Genomic DNA, 18,331 nt, shown 5'->3' with positions numbered 1-18,331 from the left:
GTGTGCCGGGCGCGCACGGCGGGTACCCGCCTGACATGGCGGCACTGGTATTCCCCGACTTCGCGCGCCACGGCGACGCGGAGGAAGAACTGACCATCAGCGACCCGCGCACGGGCGACGTCGTCGGCACCGTGCGCTGCACGGGCGACGGCGAGCTGCGGCAGACCGTCGACACGTCGCGCATCGCCCAGGCGCTCTGGGAGCAGGCGCCCGCAGAATCACGCGGGCGCCTGCTGCGTGAGGCATCCGACCTCATCGCGGCGCACGCAGGCGAGCTCGCGCGGCTCACGGCGCGCGAGACGGGACAGAGCGAGGCGGATGCCCGGTCGTGCGCTCTCGCGGGCGTCGACGCGCTGCGCCGCTTCGCCGAGCTGGGTGCGGTGCACGGTGGCCGCAGCCTCGCCGGCGTCAGCACCGCGAGCGACTACACCCGGTTCGAGCCCCGCGGCGTCGCCGTCGTGCTGACGCCGTGGAACGACCCGGTCGCGGTCGCCTGCGGCCTGATCGGCGCGGCCGTGGTGACCGGGAACACGGTCATCCACAAGCCCAGCGAGCGCGCCCCGCACACCGGACTGCGACTCGGCCGGCTGCTTTCCGACGTGCTGCCGCCCGACGTGGTGCAGACCGTCGTGGGAGGGCCCGGCGTCGGGTCGCGCCTCGTCGGCGACCCGCTCATCGACGTCGTCGTGCATGTCGGGTCGTCGGCCTCGGGTCAGGCGGTGTCGCGGCTCGCGGCAGTCACCGGCGCCCATGTCGTGCGCGCGAACGGCGGCAACGACGCCCTCATCGTCGATGCGGGCCTCGACCCGCGCTGGTGCGCGCGCGAAGCGGCGCAGGGCGCGTTCGCGAGCAGCGGCCAGCTCGGCACCGCGGTCGAGCGCATCTACGTGCACCGCGACATCGCCGAGCCGTTCATCGCGGAACTCGCCGCGGCCGCGGCCCAGCTCAATGAGACCGGCGAGCTCGCACCACTCGTCGACGAGCGCATGTGCGCCCACGTCGACGAGCAGGTGCAGGATGCCGTCGCGAACGGCGCCCGCGCGATCGTCGGCGGCGCGCCGAGCCCCGGGCCCGGCTGCGGCTACCCGGCGACCGTGCTCGTCGGCTGCACGCCGACGATGGCCGTCATGCGCGAGGAGACCTTCGGGCCCGTCGCACCCGTGCAGGTCGTCGACGACTTCGACGAGGCGCTGATCGCGGCCGGCAATGACCGCTACGGCCTCTCGGCGACGGTGCTGACCAGCCAGATCGCGCACGCCGAACTCGCCATCGCCGAGCTGCAGGTCGGCAGCGTGAAGATCAACAACGTGTTCGGCGGGGCGCCGGGGGCCTCGTCGCAGCCGCGGCGGGACAGCGGGCTCGGCTTCGGCTACGGCCCCGAGCTGCTGAACGAGCTGAGCGTCGCGAAGCTCGTGCATCTGGCTGCGCCGGGCGGGCGGGCTTCGGCCTAGGCATCCGGCCAGGCATCGCCTGAGAAGAATCAGGAGGCCAGCGCGCCGAGCCCCGGCAGTTCGCGCTCGCGCACCACGCGCTCGGCGACGTCATGCAGCTTCACGTTGCCCTGCTGCGAGTAGCGGCGCAGCACCGAGAAGGCGGTGTCGGCATCGAGGCCGTAGCGCTCCATCAGGATGCCCTCGGCCTGCCCGATCACCGTGCGCGCGTCGACGGCCTGCTTGAGGTGGTCGGTGCGGCGCACCGCGGCGAGCGCGACCGACGAGCGCCTCGCGAGCAGCGTGGCGATCGCGTTCTGCTCGGCGCCGAACGCCGCCGGCCGCTCCGAGTACAGCTGCAGCACCGCGAACACGCGCCCCCGCTCGTGCAGCGGCACCGTCAGGCTGCTGCGGAAGCCGAGCTCGCTGACGTCGCCCGCCCACATCGGCCAGCGCCCGTCGGCGGCCAGGTCGTCGGCGACCACGACCTCGCGGTCCTCGGCTGCGACGCGGCCGGGCCCCTCGCCGAGTGAGCCCTGCAGCTGTTCGGCCCGATAGGCCTCGCGCGAGGTGCCTGCGGCCGGCTGGATGCGCCGTCCCGCCGCCACGAGGCTCACCGCCGCGGCGTCGCAGCCGACCGCCTCGCGGCCCGTCTGGGCGATGCCGTCGGCGATGCGGGTGGCGTCACCGAGCGCGTAGAGCTCGTCGGCCAGATCGGCGAAATAATCAGGATTGCCCACATCCGCAGGTTAGGAAGCATCCGAAGCGGGTAACAGGGGGTTGCGCCGAGCGGCACCCCCACTTAGGGGGCGACCGCCGCGCCTGCCGCGTGCAGGTACTCCTCGACCTCGTTCTCGTGCAGCAGCACCATGCCGCGGATGCCGTGGGAGGACCGCTCGAGCGCCTCGAGCCACTGCCGGTTGAGCTCGGGCGGCTTCGGCGCCGAGAAGATGAACTGGAGCGGAATGGCGGGCGAGAGCCACACGCTGACGCGGCCGGAGCCCTGGTCGGCAGGGATCGTCCAGTTCAGCAGGAAGCTCTCCTGGCGGCGCAGCTTCGTGGTGATGGCGATCTTGATGTGCGCGAGGGTGCGGTCGTCGACGTCGAATCGGCCCGTGCCTGCGTAGATGAGCGTTCCCATGAATACTCCCCTGTACGGCCGGCGAGGGGTGGAGCGCCGCGAGGCGCTGACGCAGCCGCTGAGCAGAAAGTTAGCATCTGTGAAACGTCTGGCGGCCGGTTGGCCGGGAAGTGGCGCGGGTATCGCCCGGGGCATGGGTACCGCACACTGGCCCCCGCAGGGACTCGTCTACGGCGTCGACCCTTCGCGCTTCCAGGATTCGACCGGTGACGGCATCGGCGATCTCGCCGGCGTCACCGGGCGCCTCGACCATGTGGCGGCGCTCGGCGCCGACTGGCTGTGGCTGCTGCCGATCTATCCGAGTCTCAGGCGCGACAACGGGTACGACATCGACGACCACGAGCACATCGACCCCCGCTTCGGGACCGCGGGCGATTTCGCGGCGCTGGTGGAGGGATGCCACAGGCGAGGCATCCGGCTCATGCTCGATCTCGTCATTCACCACACGTCAGAGCGGCACCGTTGGTTCCAGGCCGCGCGGCGCGACCGGAAGTCGCGGGCAGGCGACTACTACATCTGGGCAGACGAGCCGATCGACTCCCCCGACGACCGCCCCGTCTTCCCCGGCGAAGAGGACAGCGTCTGGACCTTCGACGACGAGGCGGAGGCCTGGTACCACCACCAGTTCTACGGCTTCCAACCCGACCTCAACGTCGCCAACGAGGACGTCTTCGAAGAGATCGTGCGCATCGCGACGAGTTGGCTGAGGCGCGGGGTCGACGGCTTCCGCATCGACGCGGCGATGCCCGCCGTGCAGCCGAAGCCCACCGAGGGAACCGGCGTCGACCCTGGGCGTTTCTACGACCGGCTGCGATCGCGGCTCGCCGAGGTGCGCGACGACGTCGTGCTGGTCGCAGAGGCCGACGCGGCGCCCGCCGAGCTCGCGGTGCTCGTCGACCACCACCGCATCGACGCCGTTCTCGACTTCACGCTGAACAACTCGATCTTCCTCGGGCTCGCCCGCGGGCAGGCGGCGCCGCTGCATGCGGCGCTCGAGGGGCTGGATCGCTCGGTGCCGGCATCCGCTCGCCTGAATTTCGTCCGCAACGTCGACGAACTCGATCTCGACCAGCTCGCCGACGACGAGCGCGACGAGGTGCTCGAGGAGTTCGGCGGCAGCCGCGCCGCGCTGCTCTACGGCCGCGGGCTGCGCCGCGGCTGGGCGCCGATGATGGGCGACGCGCGCCGCTTCCGCATGACGCTCAGCATGCTGCTCGCGCTGCCGGGGGTGCCGCTCATGATGTACGGGCAGGAGCTCGGCATCGGCGACGACCTGTCGGTCGAGGGGCGCGACGCATGCCGGCCCGTCATGCAGTGGTCGGCCGCGCGCGGCGGCGGGTTCACCCGCGCCGATAACGCTCCGCTGATCCTGCCGGCGCAACGGGACGGGCCGTTCGACTTCCATCACGTGAACGCCCGAGCGCAGGCGACTGAGCCGGATTCGCCGCTCGCGCTCACCAGGCGGCTCACCGCCTTGCGCGGCGAGTTGGGCCTCGCGGCCCGGCCGGTGCGGCGGCATGTGCTGCCCGGCGCGCCGTCGGTGCTGGCTTTGAGTGCGGGCGGATTCCTGACCCTGCACAACCTCGGTCGGGAGCCGGCCGAGGTGTTCGAGGCGTACGGCGCGAAGCCGTTGCTCGCCGAGCGCTGGAACGGACACCGGCTCGGGCCGTACGGCTTCGCGTGGCTGGGGCGGTAGAGTCCCGGCGAGCGTGCCGGCGTGCCGGCGTGCCGGCCGTGACGCCAGGGGCGTGCGCATAACTCCTGAGCGCTCTGCCCTGGCGCGCCCGAGCCCCGGTCGTTCTGCGGTTCTCCGGTCGCCGATCGCGAGACGCACCGGAATTATGAACGCCGCGCAAGCGTGGCGACCACCGCCGTGGCGCCGGCGACCGCCGCAGCCACTGCCGCCCCGCCGAGCGCGCGGCGGTGACGCAGCGCCCACAGCTGGGGCGAGTCGTCGATCGCGCGATCGTCGAAGGCGCCGTGCGCCCCGTGATCGCCGGGCACCGGCGCGTACAGGTTGCTGGGGAACGCGGGGCCGTCGCCTTTGTCCGGCGCCTGCTGGCCCGCGAAGCCGGTCTTGGCCAGATAGCCGTCGAGCAGGCGGCTCGCCGCGCGGCTGCCGAGCACCGTCGCGACCGTCGGGCCGCCGACCCACGTGCGCCGCCGCGGGCGCTCGGCCACGTCGGCGACGACGCGCGCACCCGCCTCCGGCTGGTAGACCGGCGGCACAGGCTGGGGATGCTCGGGCAGCGACGACTTCACCCAGTCGAACTGGATCGTGTTGAGCGCCGGCATGTCGACCTGCGAGATCTTCACATGCGAGCCGTCGTGCAGCAGTTCGGTGAGCACCGACTCGGTGAAGCCGGTGATGGCGTGCTTCGCGCCGCAGTACGCGGCCTGCAGCGGGATCCCGCGGTGCGCGAGCGCCGAGCCGATCTGGATGATGTGGCCCCGGTCGCGTGCCCTCATGCGGGCCAGCGCCGCACGGGTGCCGTTCACCGTGCCGAGGTAGACGACCCGCGTCACACGCTCGTAGTCCTCGGGCACGGCGTCGAGGAACTCGCCGAAGACCCCGGTCATGGCGTTGTTGACCCACAGCTCGATCGGGCCGAGCTCGGCCTCGGTGCGCTCGGCCGCCGCCTCGACCTGCTCGTGGTCGGCGACGTCGGTCTCGACGGCGAGCGCGCGGCGCCCGGCCAGCTCGACGTCGTGCGCCGCTCCCGCGAGGCCGTCGAGTCCACGCGCGAGGACGGCGACGTCCCAGCCGCGGGCCGCGAGCTCGCGCACGATGGCACGGCCGAGCCCGGCCGAGCCGCCTGTCACGGCGGCGACGCCGCGGTTCTGCGGGGGATGCTGGTGGATGCTCGCGGCTGTTCCCATGACCGAGAGATACCCGGGTCGGCGCCGGCCGGCACCTCAGAGCCCGTCGTCCCCGAGGTCCGACTCGCCGTCGTCGAGGTCCTGGGGCGCATCGTTCTGGTCGTCGACGGCGTCGTGCTCGTGGTACTCGGGCTGGAACTCGCGCGGCGACCCGCCGGTCGGGCCGTCGTTGCCTTCGCCCGCGCCCGGGTCGATGGTCTCGCCCGCCACGGCGTCGTTCGTCGTCACTGTATTGCGCTCGATGAATGCGAGCAGCTCGTCATCGCTGGCCGGGGCGTTCTGGTTCTCGTTCTCGTTCTCGTCGCTCATGCCCCGCCGGTACCCGGCTCGGCGAGCGCGGCATCAGAGTGTTGCGGCGTGCGGCCGCCGCCTCGAAACTATGGCGATGACGGATGCCACACGCCAGGTGCTGGCGTTGAGCTACCAGCTCGACGGGGTGTCAGGAGCTGATGCCGACGCCGTCGTCGGCGACGCCCTCGCGGCGCTCGTGCCGGCAGATTCGGTGCGGCACTTCTGGGGGCATCCGCTCGACGGGTCGATGCAGGCGTGGTCGAGCGACGGGCCGCTCGACGTCGAGACGTGGGACAGTCTCGTCACGTCGATGCCCCGCGACCCCGTCTACCGAGACCTGACGCGGCACCCCGAGCCCGGCCCGCGGGGCGCTGATGGCGCGTGTGATCCCGCTGCTCGCCGCGATCACGACGCTGAGAGCGCAGACGCGACCGGCGCCCCGCGAGGGTCATTCACCGCTGACGAGGCAGGAGGCCCGCATTCTCGGCTTCGTCGCCGAGGGACTGACCGCGACGCAGATCGGCGATGCCTTGCGCATCAGCCCGCTCACGGTGCGCAAGCATCTCGAGCACAGCTACGAGAAGCTCGGCGCGCACAACCGCGTACAGGCGGTGCGGGAAGCGGAGCGTCTCGGCATCCTCGAGAGGGCACGACTAGTTCCGCAAGCGGCCGCTCAGGCGGCCATGGAACCCGCGGCTGACGTCGTCGAGGCCGACGATGTCGACATCGACGCCATGCTGGCGGAACCGCGTCTCGACGGCGTCGAGAGCGGCAACACTCGAGGCGTCCCACACGCGTGACTCTCCGAGGTCGATCGTCACCCGGGTCGGGTCGTCGACATAGCTGAACTGCTCGACGAGATCGTTGCTCGACGCGAAGAACAGCGGCCCGATCACTCGGTAATGCGCGTGCGACTCATCCTCAGACACCGAGCGCTCGACCCGGACCACCCGTGCGACGCGGCGGGCGAAGAACAGCACGGCCAGCAGCACCCCGACACCGACGCCGATGGCGAGGTTGTTCGTCGCGACGACCACCGCGACGCTCGCCAGCATGACGACGGTCTCGGGCACAGGCATCCGCTTCAGCGTCGCGGGGCGCACGCTGTGCCAGTCGATCGTCTGCACGGCGACCACCATCATCACGGCAGCGAGCGCCGCCATCGGAATGAGCGCCATGACGTGCGAGAGCCCGACGACGAGCAGCAGCAGGAAGAGCCCGGCGACCAGCGTCGACAGGCGGGTGCGCGCCCGCCCGATCTTCACGTTGACGACGGTCTGGCCGATCATGGCGCAACCGGCGATGCCGCCGTAGAACCCCGCGGCGAGGTTCGCGACACCCAGCGCCCAGGACTCGCGGCCTTTCGCCGAGCGGCTGTCGGTGAGGTCGTCGGTGAGCTTCGCGGTCAACAGCGTCTCGAGCAGCCCGACGAACGAGACGGCGAGCGCGGTGGGGGCGACGAGCCGCAGCGTGTCGAGCGAGAGCGGCACCTGCAGCGGGGTGAGCCCCGGCAGGCCGCCGCTCACCCGCCCCTCGTCTCCGACATCCGGCACGTTCAGGTGCAGGGCGACGGCCGCGACCGTGACGAGAACGACGGCGATGAGCGGCGCGGGAACCGCGGTCGTCAGCCGCGGCAGCAGCAGCACGATGAGCACCGTCGCGGCGGCGAGCGGGTACACCGCCCACGGCACGCCGATCACGTGTCGAAGCTGCGCGACGAAGATCAGCACGCCGAGCGCGTTCACGAAGCCGACCATGACGGATCGTGGGATGTAGCGCACGAGTCGCGCGAGCCCTGCGGCGCCGAAGGCGATCTGGATGATGCCCGCGAGAAGTACGGTCGGCAGCACGTACTGCACGCCATGGTCCTTCACCAGCGGCGCGATGACGAGCGCGACCGATCCGGCGGCCGCGGTCACCATCGCCGGCCTGCCGCCCAGGAACGACATCGTGACCGCCAGCACGACCGATGCGATGAGGGCGACGTCGGGCCCGACGCCCGAGATCAGCGAGAACGAGATCACCTCAGGGATCAGCGCGAGGGTGGTCACCATGCCCGCGAGCACCTCGGTGGTGATGAAGCGCGGATGCTTCAGCAGGGCTCGTACCGGCACCTGGCCGCGAGCGTCGCGTGAGGCATCGAGCGGGGACGCGTGCGGGCGAGGGGGCATGGCCCCTCGACTTTACCCGGCGCGCGAACCGGTCCGGGGCCGCGCCGACGCGTCGGTTGCCGACCGGAAGCCGCGTCCGGCCCACAGATTCACCGAGGAGGGATCGCCCGCCGACGTCGCGGCGGCGCGGATCGGGCGAGTGAGGTGGTGCACGGCGGGATACCCGATCGGGGCATCCGCACCGTGGTCTTTCACGAAGCCATTGGGGAGCGCCCGCGCAAGACGTCCCGTGAACGCACGGGTGAGCACGGTCTCGGTGTAGGCCGGGTCAGCCAGAGCGGACTTATGAATGGCGGATGCTCCGCTCTCGCTGGCGCGCAGCACCGCGGTGCCGACCGACACGGCGGCGGCGCCGGCCGCGCGCGCAGCCGGGACGCCGGCAGCCGAGCCGATGCCGCCCGCGGCGATGATCGGGATGCCGACCTGCGCGTGCACGCGACGCACCAGTTCAGCCAGGCTCAGCTCCGCCGGTGCGACCCGCGGATCCCATCCGCCGGAGTGCCCACCGGCCGCGAAGCCTTGGAGCGCCAAAGCGTCGACGCCGGCCTCCTCCGCGGCGCGAGCCTCTTCGATCGTGGTGACGGTCTGGATGGTGAAGCTGCCGCGCCGCCGCAGCATCCCGATCGCGGTCGCGGCCGGGAGCGCGAAGGTGAAGCTCACGATGGGCACCGGATCGCGCAGCAGCAGGTCGAGCTTCCGATGCCATAACCGGCGGTGAGGATCGCAACCGCACGGGGCACCTGGACGTGCCGGCCGGTCGCCAAGGACAGCGTCGTGATACCGACGAAGGTGGCGCCGAACAGCAGGGCGGACGCCACCACGGCCGGCACCGACGGCGAGAGCGCCGGAAGGGCGATGCCCGCCCCGACTCCCCCGTACGACCATCCGACCATGTGTGGGCGCGAGCTGGCCAGCTCGGACAGGATCGTGTTGCCGGCGACCATGAACACGACCGCGCTCGCCACCCCGGCGGCGCCGCGGATCGTCACCCACGCGGCGACGCTGTGGGTCAGCGGCATCAGCACCAGTGTGACGATCAGCACGACGCCGCCGATCCGTGCGGACAGACGAGTGCGGCTCAGGGCAGGCGCGACGATTCCGAGGATCGCCCCCACCAGATAGCCGCTGCACTGCTGCTGGCTGCTCGCGCAGACCAACGGTGAGAAGCCTCTGCCGCGACGCAGCCTGGCCGAGTTCTTCGAGCTCCCCGAGCCGTATCTCGCGAAGGTCCTCAAGCAGCTCACCGCGGCCGGCATTCTCAGTTCGACCGCCGGAGTCGGCGGCGGCTACCGCCTTGCGCGCCCGGCGGCGAAGATCACCGCGCTGGAGGTCGTGCGCGCCGTGAACGGCGAAGCCGCGATCTTCCACTGCGCCGAGATCCGACAGAATGGCCCCGTCGGCCTCAGCCCTGGGCAATGCACGCAGCCATGAGGCATCGCCCGCCTGATGCATCAGGCCGAGCTCGCCTGGCATCGCGAACTGGCGGGCACCACGATCGGCCAGCTGACCGAGAACGCGACGCCGGCATCGGCGGAACGGGCCGCTCGATGGCTCCGCCCGGATGCCCGCGTGGGGCTCAGCGCGCAGGGCTGACTCGGAAGAAACTCAGTTGGGCGAGCGCTGAGTGGACTTCGTCAATGGTGTGCCCCGTATTGGATTCGAACCAATGGCCTTCTGCTCCGGAGGCAGACGCTCTATCCCCTGAGCTAACGGGGCCAGGGCGAACCCAGGCTATCAGAGGGGGCGGATGCCTCAGGCATCCGCCCCCCCTGTGCAGACCGCGAGCTACGCGGCGATCTTGCCCGCGATCGCGGTGCCGTGCTGCTCGGCGGCCGCGTGCGCGTCGGCGAGGTTCTTGCGGGCGAGGTCGACGAGCGCGGCCATGGCCGGGGTCGACTCGGCGAGGGTCAGCTCAGCCTCGATGACGGTGACGTCGTAGCCCCAGACGTCCTCAAGGACGCGCTTCAGCCAGGCGCTCGCGTGGTCCCAGCCGAAGCGCGGGGTGCCCTCGCCGTAGCCGCCGCCGCGTGCGATCACGAGGAACGCGGTCTTGCCCTCGCCGGCCTTCTCGGCCGCACCGGGGCTGAAGCGGCCGTCGGTCAGCACGAGGTCGAACCAGGTCTTGAGGTGCTGAGTGACACCCCAGTTGTAGAACGGCGCGGCGATGATCGCGACGTCGGCCGAGGCGAGCTCGTCGGCCAGCTCGGTCGCGAGCGCGACGGCCGCGTTCTGAGCCTCGTTGCGCTGGTCGGCGGGCACGTAGCCGGCGAAGGCGGCGGTGGCCCACGCGTCAGAGGGCAGCGGGTGCAGGCCGATCTCGCGGCGGGTGACGGTCGTGTCGCCGGCGGCGGCGATCGCGTTCTCGAGGGTGTCTGAGACGGCGCGGGTGACCGAGCCCTCTGGCTTGATGCTCGCGTCGAGGCGGAAGACGGTGCTCATGGGAATGGTCTCCTTGAGTGCTTGGTTGTATAAGCCATCGGTATTCACAGCAGATGTTCTGTGACCTAGATGATCATAAGCATAGACTTTCTGAGAATCGCAAGAGCCACCACCAGAGAACGGAACCCGGGCGGATAAAGTGAGCGTCATGGCGAGCACACAGGAGCGACAGGCCGACCTCGGCTGGTCCCTGGGCGCGCTGCTGCGCGGCTACCTGAAGCTCTCGGCAGAGGCGGTCGGCGACCTCCCCGGCGGCGCACGCGGCTTCCAGGTGCTCTCGATCGCCGCCTCGAACTCGTGCGGCAACCAGGCGCAGATCGCCGATTCGACGGGCCTCGACCGCACCGTCCTCACCTACCTCATCGACGACCTCGAGAAGGCCGGCCTGGTGACCCGCACGCCGGACCCGAACGACCGCCGCTCGCGGCGGGTGACTCTGACAGATGCCGGCTCTGAGCGCCTCTCCCAGCTGACCGACCGCATGAACCAGGTCGAAGACCGGCTGCTCGCCGGTCTGCCCGGTGACGACGCCGCGGCCCTGCGCAAGATCGTCGCGCGGGCCGCGCACGCCCTCGACGAAGAGGCGGAGCAGGTGTGCGAGACCATCGACCAGGTCCGCGACGAGGTCGCGTCGGCTTAGCCGGTCACGAAGTCGATCAGCTGCTCGACCCTGCCGAGCAGGGCGGGTTCGAGGTCGGCATACGTGCGCACCCGGCCGAGAATCCGCTGCCAGAGGCGCGCGATGTCCTCCTGGTTCTCGTGCGGCTGTCGCAGCGCCTGCGCGATGCCTTTTTTCCACTCGATCGAGCGCGGAATCTCGGGCCAGGCTTTGAGCCCCACCCGATCCGGCTTCACCGCCTGCCAGATGTCGACGAACGGATGCCCGACCACGAGCACGTTCGCCCCGTACGGCCCCTTCGCGACGGCCTCGGCGATGCGGCTCTCTTTCGAGCCCGTGACGAGGTGGTCGACGAGAACGCCGACGCGCCGCTTCGGGCCGGGCTGGAACTCGGCGAGCAGCTCCTCCAGGTTGTCCACGCCTTCGAGGTACTCGACGACGACGCCCTCGACGCGCAGGTCGTGGCCCCACACCTTCTCGACGAGCTCTGCATCGTGCCGGCCCTCGACGAAGATGCGGCTGCCACGTGCGATGCGCGCCCTGACGTCGCCCGCGTGGAACGAGCCCGAGGCGCTGCGCGCGTGGCCCGTCGGCGCGGCCGCGCGGGGACGGGTCAGCACCGCGGGGCGGCCGTCGACCAGGAATCCGTGCCCCAGGGGGAAGACGCGCACCTTGCCCAGCCGGTCCTCGAGCTGCACGAGACCACCCTCGGCGATGCCGACGACGGCGCCGACGAAGCCCCCGTCGACGACCTCGACGACGAGGTCGCGCTCGGCGGGCGTCTCCACCGGCTGAACGACGCCGCGGCGCCGCCAGTTCTTGTCGGCGAGAACGTCAGATCCGTACGGGTCGTCCCAGGTCACCCGCTTGACGCTACCGGCGCCCCGCCCCCGTGCGCGGGTGAAACGACGGTTGCGGGGGAGAAACTGCACCCGCGCAGGCGTGGTTTCACCCGCGCGCGCAGAGACAACCGCATCGAATCGATACGACGAGCCCGGTCCGCCGACTAACGTGAAGACCATGGCGACGAAGACGTTCCTTTTCATCGGTGGCACCGGCACGATCTCGGCGAGCAGCGTTCGGCTCGCCGTCGAGCGGGGCCACGCGGTCACGGTGCTCAACCGCGGCCGCGAGTCCAGCCGGGCGCTGCCCGCCGGGGTCGAGACGCTCACGGCAGACATCCGCGACCCCGCGTCGGTGCGCGCCGCCCTCGGGAACCGCGAGTTCGACGCGGTCGCCGAGTTCCTCGCCTTCACGCCCGACCACGTGCAGACCGATCTCGAGCTGTTCGAGGGCCGCGCCGGGCAGTACGTCTTCATCAGCTCGGCGTCCGCCTATCAGACGCCGCCCAAGACCACCCCGGTCACCGAGTCGACACCGCTCGTGAACCCGTTCTGGAAGTACTCGCAGGACAAGATCGCCTGCGAGGACCTGCTCGTGGCCGCCGTGCGCGACCGCGACTTCCCGGCCACGATCGTGCGGCCGTCGCACACCTACGACGAGACCCGCCTGCCGACCACCGGCGGCTGGACCGACGTCGCCCGCATGCGCGCCGGCAAGCCCGTCGTCGTGCACGGCGACGGCACCAGCCTGTGGACGATCACGCACTCCCGCGACTTCGCCGTCGCCTTCGTCGGCCTGCTCGGCAACCCGCTCGCCGTGGGCGACACCTTCCACATCACGGGCGACCACCACCCCACGTGGGACCAGATCTACACGTGGATCGGCCAGGCCGCCGGGGTGCGCGAGCCCGAGCTCGTGCACGTTGCGAGCGAGACGATCGGCCGCGTGCTGCCCGACCAGCTCGCGGGGCTCATCGGCGACAAGGCCCACTCGATGGTGTTCGACAATTCGAAGGTGAAGGCACTCGTACCCGAGTTCCAGACCACGGTCCCCTACTGGCAGGGCGCCGCAGAGGCGATCGCCTGGTTCGACGCGCACCCGGAGGCGCAGAAGACGGATGCCGCGCTCGACGCCGCCTTCGACAAGCTGGTGGCCCACGCTCGGGCCCTCTGACCGCGTGCCCGGTGCCGGTGTGCGCGGGTGAAACGGCGTCTCCGCGGGCGGTTCGCCTCCCGCGGAAGCGACTTTTCTCCCGCGCACGCGGGGACGAGCCTCGATAGTGTGGCGACATGCCCGCGCGCTTCCTCGTCGTGCCCCAGTGGCAGGGTTCCGGCTCGTCCCGAGCGATGCGGCTCGCCGACGGCGCGAACGCCATCGCCGGCGACCTGCCCGCCGCCGCGACCACCCCGGTGGAGGTGCGCGTCGAAGCCGGCGAGTCCCTCGGCACCGGCGTGCACCGGTTCTCGTCGATCCATGCGATCGCCGATCAGGTGCGCGCGGCGCTCGACACCTTCGACGACGACGAGACGGTGTTCCTGATCGGCGGCGACTGCGGTGCCGACCTCGCGCCGGCCGCCCGCGCCGCCGAGCGCAACGAGGGCCTGCTGATGGTCTGGTTCGATGCGCACGGCGACCTGCACACTCCGGAGTCCTCCCCCAGCGGCACCTTCAGCGGCATGGTGCTGCGCACCCTGCTCGGCGACGGCGCAGAGGGTCTCGCCTCCCGGCAGCCGGCGTTCACCCCCGACCGGGTCGTGCACGCCGGGGCGCGCGCGCTCGACGACGCCGAGGTCGAGTACCTGGCCGCCTCAGGCATCCGCTCGCTCACCGTCGATGAGCTCGCGACCCCTGACGCGATCATCGCGGCTGCGGAGGCGACGGGCGCGACCAAGATCTACCTGCACGTCGATCTCGACGTGCTCGACCCGGCGATCATCGCGGGCGTCGGCTACCCCGAGCCGTTCGGGCTCGCGGTCGAGCAGCTGACCTCGGCGATCCGTGCGCTGCGAGCGCGCTTCGAGCTGGTCGGCGGCGCGGTGACGGGCTTCGCGCCCGCGTCGCCCGAGGCCGCGGCGTCCGACCTCTCCGCGATCCTGCGCGTGCTCGCCGCGCTCACGAGACCGCTGCCAACGCCGAACCCAACGGAGGACGCATGACCACCACCTACGACCTGATCGTCATCGGCGGCGGAGCGGTCGGCGAGAACGTCGCCGACCGCGCCGTGCAGGGCGGCCTCAGCACCGTGATCGTCGAGGCAGAGCTCGTCGGCGGCGAGTGCTCGTACTGGGCGTGCATGCCGTCGAAGGCGCTGCTGCGCGGCGGCGGAGTGCTCGACGTCGCCCAGCGCACGCCGGGCGTGCGCGAGATGCTGAGCGGCTCGATCGACGTGCCGCAGGTGCTGAAGCGGCGCAACTCGGTGACGAGCAACTGGAAGGACGACGGCCAACTCAAGTGGCTGGATTCCGCCCACATCGACCTCGTGCGCGGCCACGCCGTGTTCACAGGGCCGAAGGCGCTGCGCGTCACCGCTGCGGACGGCACGGTCACCGAGCTCACCGCGAACCACGCGATCGCGGTGTCGACCGGGTCGCTGCCGCTCATCCCCGACACCCCGGGCCTCGCCGAGGCCGAGCCGTGGGCGAGCCGCGAGGCGACGAGCGCGCAGGAGGTTCCCTCCTCGCTCGCGATCATCGGCGGCGGCGTGGTCGCGGCCGAGATGGCGACGGCGTACACCTCCCTCGGCGCATCCGTCACCCTCATCGCGCGCGGCAAGCTGCTCGCCAATCAGGAGCCGTTCGCCGGCGAGAAGGTCGCCGACGCACTCACGAAGGCGGGCGCGGACGTCAGGCTCGGCACGAGCGTCGAGCGGGTCGAGACGGCGGATTCCGGTGAGGGCCACACCCTCTTGCTCTCCGACGGCACCGCGATCACCGCGGAGAAGATCCTCGTCGCGACGGGCCGCGTGCCGCGTTCTGGCGACCTGGGGCTCGAGGCGATCGGCCTGCCGACCGGCGGCTGGCTGAAGACGGACGACTCGCTGCGCGTCCTCGACGCAGACGGCGCCCCCATCGACTGGCTGTACGCGGCCGGCGACATCACGGGCCGCGCCCTGCTCACCCACCAGGGCAAGTACCAGGCACGCATCGCCGGCGACGCGATCGCCGCCCGCGCCCTCGGTAGACCCGTCGACACGAGCCCGTGGGGCGTGCACTCCGCCACGGCCGACCACGCCGCGGTGCCGCAGGTCACCTTCACCTCCCCCGAGGTCGCCTCGGTCGGCCTCACCGCGGCCGAGGCCGAGAAGCGCGGCATCCGCACCCGCGTCGTCGACTACGAGATCGGCTGGGTCGCGGGCGCCACCATTCACTCCGAGGGCTACGAGGGCACGGCACGCGCCGTCGTCGACGAGGACCGTCATGTGCTCGTCGGCGTGACCTTCGTCGGCACGGATGTCGGCGAGCTCCTGCACGCCGCCACGATCGCCGTCACGGCCGAGGTGCCGCTCGAGCGGCTCTGGCATGCGGTGCCGTCGTATCCGACCCTGAGCGAGGTGTGGCTCAGGCTGCTCGAGACCTACGGACGCCCCACGGCATGACCTTCGCCCGGCTTCTCTCGCTGCCAGGCTTCCTCTTCGCCACCGCCGTCGGCCTGGTCTGGGGCTTCCTGTGGTCGACGGGTGCGGTGCACGTGCGCCACGGCCTGTTCGTCTTCACGGGCATGCCGAAGTGGACTTTCGGCCGCGGCGGCTCGTGCGTCGGCGCCTGCTACCTGACCGCGGCGAACGCGGGCGACACGGTGCTCGAGCACGAGGCCGTGCACAAGCTGCAGTGGCAGCGCTACGGCATGCTCTTCCCGCTGCTCTACGGGATCGCCGGCCGCGACCCGCTGCACAACCGCTTCGAGATCGAGGCGGGGCTCGAGAAGGGCGGGTACGTGTGAGCGCACGCGTTGTCGTGGTCACCGGGGCGAGCTCGGGGATCGGCCGCGAGACGGCTCTGGCCGCCGCCGCGCGCGGCGATCACGTCGCGGTCGTCGGCCGCAACCCCGAGCGAACGCGTGCCGTCGCCGAGGCGGCGGGCGGCGAGGCATATCTCGCGGATTTCGACAGGCTCGACGATGTGCGGATGCTGGGCGCAGACCTGCTCGCCCGGTACGACCGCATCGATGTGCTCGTGAACAACGCGGGCGGGCTGGTCAGCGAGTGGGAGATCACCGGCGACGGCCACGAGCGCACCGTGCAGTCGAACGTCATCGCGCCGTTCCTGTTGACCGAGCTGCTGCTGCCGAGGATCGAGGCGACGGCCGCGCTGCGCGACACCGCCCCGGCGCGGGTGCTCGCGACCGCATCGATGGCGAACCGGTTCGGCCACATCGAGCTCGACGACCTGGAGTGGGCGGAGCGGCCGTACCGTCGCGGGTGGCCCGTGTACGCGGCATCCAAGCTGGCCGTCGTGATGTGGATCCGCGAGCTCGCCGAACGTCTCACGGGCACCGGGGTGGCCGCCTACTCGGTGCACCCCGGCATGGTGGCGACGGGCTTCGGCGGAACCTCGCGGCTCGTCAGACTCGGCAACGCCCTGCTCGCCGGCCACTGGGGCCGTTCGGCGGCGAGCGGCGCCGCCCCGCTCATCGCGTTCTCGAGCGACTTCCCGGTGGACGCCCCGAGCGGCACCTACTTCTCGCGGTTCACGCCGTTCGGGCCGGTCGCGAAGCAGGCCTCGGACCCCGAACTGCGCCGGGACCTCTTCGAGGTTCTCGCCCGGCTCACTCGCGTGCGCGGGTGAAACCGCGTGTGGGCGGGTGAAACCACCCCCGCGGAAGCGTCGTTTCACCCGCGCACGCGTCACCAGACCGGCGGGCGGCGGAAGCGCCACCTGAACTTCCGCTCGAGCTGCGCGGCGAGTGCGAGCAGCGTCCGCTCGCCACCCGGGCGGCCGATGAGCTGCACGCCCATGGGCAGGCCGACCGGGGCATCCGGCGTCGCCTCGGTCTGGTGAACCGGCACGCTGATCGCGGGCAGGCCCGACACGTTCACCATCGACGTGAACGGCGTGTACTGGCATTGCTGCTCGAAGTTGTGCGCCATGTCCGCCTGGTCCCACCAGCCGTTCGGCCGCGGGGTCATGGCGAGCGTCGGTGTGAGCACCGCATCGAACGGCGCGAGACGCGCGATGAAGCGGCGCTCGAACGCGCGCAGCGCGACGAGGGCGCTGTGCAGTTCCGGGGCCGACAGTGCGCGGCCCTCGCGCACGAGCCACTGCATGAGCGGCCCGTCGAGCTCGAAGCCCTCGTCGACGAACGGAACGGCTGCCGCGCCCGCCTTCCATGCGGCGGTGAACGCAGGGGCGTACGTCGGGTCCGGGTCGAGCGAGGTCTCCTCGATGCCGTGGCCCAGCTCGCCGAGCGCGGCGACCGCCGCGGCGAGCGCAGCCTGCGCCTCGGGCGAGGTGGTGATCTCGTAGGCGGCGTCCCATGCCGAGCTCGTCATCACGCCCAGCTGGAACCGCTTCGTGCCGTCGCCGAGCTCGCCGCGAACTGCGGCCGACAGGAACGGCTCATCGCCGCCGGCGGCGCGCAGGGCGTAGTGGTGGCCGATCGTCCCGTCGGGGTTCCGGCCGATCATGCCGTCGAGCAGCAGCGCGGCGTCCGCCGTCGTGCGCGCGATCGAGCCGTTCACGACGAGCCCTTCGGGCAGCGCGAGGTCGAGGCTCGACGGGACGAGCCCGCGGCCGGGCTTCAGCCCGACGAGGCCGCATGCCGCTGCGGGAATACGAATCGACCCGCCGCCGTCTGACCCTGGGGCGAACGGCAGCATTCCCGCGGCGACGGCCGCCGCCGCTCCCCCGCTCGATCCGCCCGCGTTCAGATCGAGCTGCCACGGGTTGCGCGCAGGCGGCCCGACGAGGGTCTCGGTGTACGCCGGCATCCCGAACTCGGGCACCGCGGTCTTGCCGAGGCTGATCGCTCCCGCTGCGTCGAGCTGCTCGACGACCTCGTCGCTGACGTCGGGCACGAACCCGGTGCGCGAGCGCGACCCGAAGCCGGTCGGCACGCCCGCCCGGTTCCACAGGTCCTTGTCGCCGAGCGGCAGACCCCATAGCGGCGCCGTTCTGGGCACCGAGGTCTCGACGAATCGCGCGCGCTCGAGCGCCTCCTCCCCCAAGACCGTCACGAACGCGCCGACGCGGTCGTTCAGCGTCTCGATGCGCTCGAGATACGCCTCGGTCAGCTCGACCGGGCTCACCTGCCCCGACTGCAGCAGCTGCCACTGCTCAAGGGCGCTGTACTCGTGCAGCTCATCGGCGTCATCGGTCACTGGCCAACTCTTCCATGCCGCACGTGCGCTGGGTGCGCCCGTCACCTGCGGCGCGCTCGTGGCGCGTCATTCCCATGCCGCGCGCGTGACGCGCGGCTCCCGCTGGAGGGGCTGCGCCCCACGGCGTTCCCCCGGATCCGGATTCGGTCATCCGGGTGGTGCGCCGGGTGGTGCTGTGGTCTTGAGGTGTGCGGCAGTGCC

The 18,331-nt window shown here is 71.6% G+C and carries 21 protein-coding genes, 1 tRNA gene and 1 pseudogene; 11 read left to right on the top strand and 12 right to left on the bottom strand.

What is annotated here, in order from left to right:
• The first annotated feature begins 35 nt into the window (after nt 1-35).
• Nucleotides 36-1,451 (top strand): aldehyde dehydrogenase family protein, encoded by a 1,416-nt coding sequence (locus D7I44_RS13110; protein ID WP_120789903.1) that lies wholly within the window; start codon nt 36-38, stop codon nt 1,449-1,451.
• A gap of 29 nt (nt 1,452-1,480) precedes the next feature.
• On the opposite strand, the gene D7I44_RS13105 is transcribed toward D7I44_RS13110, so the two are convergent.
• Entirely contained in the window at nt 1,481-2,170 is a 690-nt protein-coding gene (locus D7I44_RS13105; RefSeq protein ID WP_120789902.1) for a GAF and ANTAR domain-containing protein, read from the bottom strand.
• Between the two features lie 62 nt (nt 2,171-2,232).
• A complete protein-coding gene (locus D7I44_RS13100) occupies nt 2,233-2,571 on the bottom strand; it encodes a DUF7882 family protein (protein ID WP_120790954.1) in 339 nt (112 codons plus the stop codon).
• Nucleotides 2,572-2,704: 133 nt separating this feature from the next.
• Between D7I44_RS13100 and D7I44_RS13095 the strand changes: the two genes are divergently transcribed.
• A complete protein-coding gene (locus tag D7I44_RS13095) occupies nt 2,705-4,267 on the top strand; it encodes an alpha-amylase family glycosyl hydrolase (protein WP_162940273.1) in 1,563 nt (520 codons plus the stop codon).
• A 143-nt stretch (nt 4,268-4,410) separates the two neighbouring features.
• Here D7I44_RS13095 and D7I44_RS13090 read toward each other — a convergent pair whose 3' ends face one another.
• The 3 genes from D7I44_RS13090 to D7I44_RS18265 all read right to left on the bottom strand — a co-directional run bounded on the left by D7I44_RS13090 (nt 4,411) and on the right by D7I44_RS18265 (nt 6,048).
• Nucleotides 4,411-5,451: an SDR family oxidoreductase gene (locus tag D7I44_RS13090; RefSeq protein WP_120789900.1), complete on the bottom strand. Its 1,041-nt coding sequence runs from the start codon at nt 5,449-5,451 to the stop codon at nt 4,411-4,413.
• A gap of 36 nt (nt 5,452-5,487) precedes the next feature.
• The gene (locus D7I44_RS13085; RefSeq protein WP_120789899.1) at nt 5,488-5,760 is read right to left on the bottom strand and encodes a hypothetical protein; all 273 of its coding nucleotides are present in this window, start codon (nt 5,758-5,760) and stop codon (nt 5,488-5,490) included.
• A gap of 111 nt (nt 5,761-5,871) precedes the next feature.
• Nucleotides 5,872-6,048 (bottom strand): hypothetical protein, encoded by a 177-nt coding sequence (locus D7I44_RS18265; protein ID WP_162940272.1) that lies wholly within the window; start codon nt 6,046-6,048, stop codon nt 5,872-5,874.
• A gap of 68 nt (nt 6,049-6,116) precedes the next feature.
• Between D7I44_RS18265 and D7I44_RS18765 the strand changes: the two are divergent.
• Nucleotides 6,117-6,305, top strand: a pseudogene (locus D7I44_RS18765) (LuxR C-terminal-related transcriptional regulator); the annotation flags it as partial.
• Nucleotides 6,306-6,395: 90 nt separating this feature from the next.
• Here the strand turns inward: D7I44_RS18765 and D7I44_RS13075 are convergent.
• From D7I44_RS13075 to D7I44_RS18480, 3 genes are read right to left on the bottom strand one after another with little or no spacing between them, the layout of a single operon-like run.
• A complete protein-coding gene (locus D7I44_RS13075) occupies nt 6,396-7,913 on the bottom strand; it encodes a SulP family inorganic anion transporter (RefSeq protein ID WP_120789897.1) in 1,518 nt (505 codons plus the stop codon).
• Nucleotides 7,914-7,925: 12 nt separating this feature from the next.
• A complete protein-coding gene (locus D7I44_RS13070; protein ID WP_245979615.1) occupies nt 7,926-8,573 on the bottom strand; it encodes a nitronate monooxygenase in 648 nt (215 codons plus the stop codon).
• Nucleotides 8,570-9,157, bottom strand: coding sequence for a YbfB/YjiJ family MFS transporter (locus D7I44_RS18480; RefSeq protein ID WP_120789895.1), 588 nt, complete (start codon nt 9,155-9,157; stop codon nt 8,570-8,572). The genes D7I44_RS13070 and D7I44_RS18480 overlap by 4 nt, the downstream gene beginning before the upstream one ends.
• Between D7I44_RS18480 and D7I44_RS13060 the strand changes: the two genes are divergently transcribed.
• Both D7I44_RS13060 and D7I44_RS18260 read left to right on the top strand, forming a co-directional pair.
• Nucleotides 9,039-9,344 (top strand): RrF2 family transcriptional regulator, encoded by a 306-nt coding sequence (locus D7I44_RS13060; protein ID WP_120789894.1) that lies wholly within the window; start codon nt 9,039-9,041, stop codon nt 9,342-9,344. The two genes, D7I44_RS18480 and D7I44_RS13060, sit on opposite strands and share 119 nt — an antisense overlap.
• A 15-nt stretch (nt 9,345-9,359) precedes the next feature.
• The gene (locus D7I44_RS18260) at nt 9,360-9,506 is read left to right on the top strand and encodes a hypothetical protein (protein WP_162940271.1); all 147 of its coding nucleotides are present in this window, start codon (nt 9,360-9,362) and stop codon (nt 9,504-9,506) included.
• Between the two features lie 50 nt (nt 9,507-9,556).
• On the opposite strand, the gene D7I44_RS13055 is transcribed toward D7I44_RS18260, so the two are convergent.
• Both D7I44_RS13055 and D7I44_RS13050 read right to left on the bottom strand, forming a co-directional pair.
• Nucleotides 9,557-9,629: transfer RNA gene (locus tag D7I44_RS13055), tRNA-Arg, on the bottom strand.
• Nucleotides 9,630-9,698: 69 nt separating this feature from the next.
• A complete protein-coding gene (locus D7I44_RS13050) occupies nt 9,699-10,352 on the bottom strand; it encodes an FMN-dependent NADH-azoreductase (RefSeq protein ID WP_120789893.1) in 654 nt (217 codons plus the stop codon).
• A 148-nt stretch (nt 10,353-10,500) separates the two neighbouring features.
• Between D7I44_RS13050 and D7I44_RS13045 the strand changes: the two genes are divergently transcribed.
• Nucleotides 10,501-10,992 carry a MarR family winged helix-turn-helix transcriptional regulator gene (locus D7I44_RS13045; protein ID WP_120789892.1) on the top strand — a complete coding sequence of 164 codons (492 nt, stop codon included), beginning with the start codon at nt 10,501-10,503 and terminating at the stop codon, nt 10,990-10,992.
• Here the strand turns inward: D7I44_RS13045 and D7I44_RS13040 are convergent.
• On the bottom strand, nt 10,989-11,834 hold the full coding sequence (locus D7I44_RS13040) for a DUF3097 domain-containing protein (RefSeq protein ID WP_245979612.1): 846 nt from the start codon (nt 11,832-11,834) through the stop codon (nt 10,989-10,991). The two genes, D7I44_RS13045 and D7I44_RS13040, sit on opposite strands and share 4 nt — an antisense overlap.
• Before the next feature lie 157 nt (nt 11,835-11,991).
• Between D7I44_RS13040 and D7I44_RS13035 the strand changes: the two genes are divergently transcribed.
• From D7I44_RS13035 to D7I44_RS13015, 5 genes are all read left to right on the top strand, one after another.
• A complete protein-coding gene (locus D7I44_RS13035) occupies nt 11,992-12,987 on the top strand; it encodes an SDR family oxidoreductase (RefSeq protein ID WP_120789890.1) in 996 nt (331 codons plus the stop codon).
• A 116-nt stretch (nt 12,988-13,103) separates the two neighbouring features.
• Complete coding sequence (locus D7I44_RS13030; RefSeq protein ID WP_120789889.1) at nt 13,104-13,970, top strand: arginase family protein; 867 nt, start codon at nt 13,104-13,106, stop codon at nt 13,968-13,970.
• Nucleotides 13,967-15,409, top strand: coding sequence for a dihydrolipoyl dehydrogenase family protein (locus D7I44_RS13025; RefSeq protein WP_120789888.1), 1,443 nt, complete (start codon nt 13,967-13,969; stop codon nt 15,407-15,409). Before D7I44_RS13030 ends, D7I44_RS13025 begins: the two co-directional genes overlap by 4 nt.
• Nucleotides 15,406-15,753: a Fe-S oxidoreductase gene (locus D7I44_RS13020; RefSeq protein ID WP_120789887.1), complete on the top strand. Its 348-nt coding sequence runs from the start codon at nt 15,406-15,408 to the stop codon at nt 15,751-15,753. The genes D7I44_RS13025 and D7I44_RS13020 overlap by 4 nt, the downstream gene beginning before the upstream one ends.
• Nucleotides 15,750-16,598: an SDR family NAD(P)-dependent oxidoreductase gene (locus tag D7I44_RS13015; protein WP_120789886.1), complete on the top strand. Its 849-nt coding sequence runs from the start codon at nt 15,750-15,752 to the stop codon at nt 16,596-16,598. The genes D7I44_RS13020 and D7I44_RS13015 overlap by 4 nt, the downstream gene beginning before the upstream one ends.
• 59 nt (nt 16,599-16,657) lie before the next feature.
• On the opposite strand, the gene D7I44_RS13010 is transcribed toward D7I44_RS13015, so the two are convergent.
• Entirely contained in the window at nt 16,658-18,130 is a 1,473-nt protein-coding gene (locus tag D7I44_RS13010; RefSeq protein ID WP_120789885.1) for an amidase, read from the bottom strand.
• Between the last annotated feature and the right edge of the window lie 201 nt (nt 18,131-18,331).

This window comes from Gryllotalpicola protaetiae (assembly GCF_003627055.1).
GTDB lineage: Bacteria > Actinomycetota > Actinomycetes > Actinomycetales > Microbacteriaceae > Gryllotalpicola > Gryllotalpicola protaetiae.
This window is presented reverse-complemented; position numbering and strand designations above follow the sequence as displayed.